Below are 2,432 nucleotides of genomic sequence, written 5' to 3'. Positions count from 1 at the left end.
TAAATATTTTTTCATGAGATTTAACACTATTGGTTTCAATCAATAATAGTTCATACGCTTTTAAAAGATCCAAATAACTCTTAGCAAGAGTAAGTGCAGAGTCATTAGCCTGTTCTTTTAGAGCATTTTCACGGGCTTTAATTTTAAATTCTTTGGTTTTAATATCATAAAGGGTTGAAAAACCGGAAAAAACGTTTTGAGTCAATGTTGCAGAAGTATTCCAAGATGCCCAATTTTTTTTCTCATTATTGGTTAACTGAGACTTAGACTCTTCATATCCATAAGAACCTTGTACATCAATTTTCGGATAATATCCGGATTTTGCTAAAGTGAGTTCATGACGAGCAGCTTCTAATTCCTTTTGCTTTGCTATTATAGAAGGATTTGTAACAATTATTTCCTGTAAAGCGGATTGAAGAGAAAGTCCGAACAATGATTGGTTTATCACAAGAGAAATACCGCATACTAAGAGCGCAGAAGATTGAGTCCGCTTAATCATTATACGTCCTTATTATAAATTAAATGAAACCATTGTATCAAAAAAAAAGTCGATCTAGGTATCATTATGACCACCCACAAAGTACATTGTAACGGTATCTATATCGTTTTTTCACAGATTAAATAAAATCATTCTATATGCCGATATAAACAATCTCATTTCTCTAAAATGGCCCATCAAAAGTCTATAATTAATCATTCAACGAATCAGCAATATTATCCCCGAATTGTTCCATCGGCATATCCCCATGTTCAGTCGTAACAGTATTGGATGTTGTAACAGTATTTTCATTTTGACGTTTTTCGAGATAATCGTCTAAAAAAAATGCTTTTAAAATCAACAAAAGAATCGCAAAAATAAAAATATATTTAACTCTTTTCATTTTCTCCCCTTTATGAAGTAGTTTTTCTCATTGTACTCAAATATATCTTAGTCATAGAATCATACATAAAAACTCTCTTATTAGGAAATACTAGATACAATTTCGACCATCATTATAATAAACTAAATCATTTTTGAGAGCGTATGAAGCACACCCAACCTTTTTCTATATACGCATTGTTAATCGCTGTATTAGTACATCTTATTATTACCTTAACACTCATTTTACTTAATCAATTAAAACCCGTAACTCCTTCAAAAAACAAACCACCTGAACCAAAAGAGGAACGTTTCCGTCTTTCACTCAAAGAACAATTTTCTGACATACCCGAAGCAATTCTTCCTCCTAACAAAATTCTGATTCCCCATGGTGAACAGTTAGAAACACCATCCCAATTACAACCGATTCAGAAAAGTCTTCTAAAATCCAAACCTACGGTATCGCAGAATACGGCAATTTCTCCTGAACCTATTCCAAATGAACCTGTAATAGAATCCAAAAAAGCGTTTGAACACCATATTGCAAAAACCGTTGCCGAAATCGAGCGCAAACCGATGCCCAAAAAAGAGCAAGGGCTCTATGATATCCTCTCAAAAGCCGACACCTCGATACAAGAACGACCACGTAATACAACAAAAATATCAGACAGTATTCAGCGGCTTTATGGAGATAAATTCAACGAACTCTCAGCCGGCGAGCAAAAATATATTCTCGATAATCAAGAAGTGATGCGCCGAATTACACAGGGCGTATTGGATCGATACGGTCGTTCTCGAATTCCGGATAATATCCGCACTCAAGACACTAATATGATCGAATTTTACCTCCATCCTGACGGTAGTATTTCCGGACTTCGGTTTTTAAAAAATTCTCAACTCTCAATATTGGATGATACTACTAAAGAAGTGATCGAACTCGCGTATGCAAAATATCCCCGTCCAGAGCAAAAAACGCTTATTCGCTATCGCGTTTTTTACAGTCTAACAGGGTACTAGCTTCTATGTCCTAATAAGTGTAACCAAATCAAAGACTATTTGCGATCAAAATGGTAAATGGAATGAATGGAACTGAGTTTTTTATCTTTCCATGCTAAATACGAACTTTTGAGGTGCTTCCCGTCATTGCTCAGTTCATGAATAATCTGATGAATATGATCTTCATCGGACTGGCATAATTCGGTGGACATATCGCATTCAAATACAATATAAGTGAGTGTACTTTTACGTAGATTAGCGAGAAATTCAGGTTGGTTTTGTTTAGAACAATAATGAGTCGCTTTAATATTAGTACAAGCAATATCTTTGCAGTGGTACATAGTTACCATTTGCTTAGCAGTATTGGGAAGCAAGTCTTCTTGGATGGTTACTTCTCCACCGATAAGTTTGAATGCCATACTTGTAGCATTGCCTCCTACGAGTGGTAAAACTGCTTTGTGTTGGTACGATTCTGTTCCGATTTGCCTTTCGGCAGATGAAAGTTTCCACTCTCCAATAAGAGTCTCCTCCATCCATCCAAAAAGTTCCCATGCAGTTACTTCAGTCGCATGAACAG

4 protein-coding genes are annotated in these 2,432 nt (G+C 35.6%); 1 reads left to right on the top strand and 3 read right to left on the bottom strand.

Annotation, left to right across the window (positions count from 1 at the left end; all coding sequences use genetic code 11):
* Both WA010_RS01120 and WA010_RS01115 read right to left on the bottom strand, forming a co-directional pair.
* On the bottom strand, nucleotides 1-499 hold a 499-nt coding region (locus tag WA010_RS01120), incomplete at its 3' end, for a TolC family protein (protein WP_422555335.1).
* 190 nt (nucleotides 500-689) lie between these two features.
* The gene (locus WA010_RS01115) at nucleotides 690-881 is read right to left on the bottom strand and encodes a hypothetical protein (RefSeq protein ID WP_422555334.1); all 192 of its coding nucleotides are present in this window, start codon (nucleotides 879-881) and stop codon (nucleotides 690-692) included.
* A gap of 143 nt (nucleotides 882-1,024) precedes the next feature.
* Here WA010_RS01115 and WA010_RS01110 point away from each other — a divergent pair, with 143 nt between their 5' ends.
* Entirely contained in the window at nucleotides 1,025-1,876 is an 852-nt protein-coding gene (locus WA010_RS01110) for an energy transducer TonB family protein (RefSeq protein ID WP_422555333.1), read from the top strand.
* A 35-nt stretch (nucleotides 1,877-1,911) separates the two neighbouring features.
* On the opposite strand, the gene WA010_RS01105 is transcribed toward WA010_RS01110, so the two are convergent.
* Nucleotides 1,912-2,432, bottom strand: a 521-nt coding sequence (locus tag WA010_RS01105; RefSeq protein ID WP_422555332.1) for a hypothetical protein, incomplete at its 5' end; no start/stop codon positions are given.

The sequence above is a fragment of the Sulfuricurvum sp. genome, from assembly GCF_049305995.1.
Taxonomy (GTDB): Bacteria; Campylobacterota; Campylobacteria; order Campylobacterales; family Sulfurimonadaceae; genus Sulfuricurvum.
The sequence above is the reverse complement of the archived record's forward strand: the minus strand, read 5'-3'. Positions and strand labels throughout refer to the sequence as shown.

Excerpts from the sequence above, each read along its gene's own strand:
- WA010_RS01115 (WP_422555334.1), bottom strand. The coding sequence starts at position 881 with ATGAAAAGAGTTAAATATATTTTTATTTTTGCGATTCTTTTGTTGATT.
- WA010_RS01110 (WP_422555333.1), top strand. The coding sequence starts at position 1,025 with ATGAAGCACACCCAACCTTTTTCTATATACGCATTGTTAATCGCTGTA.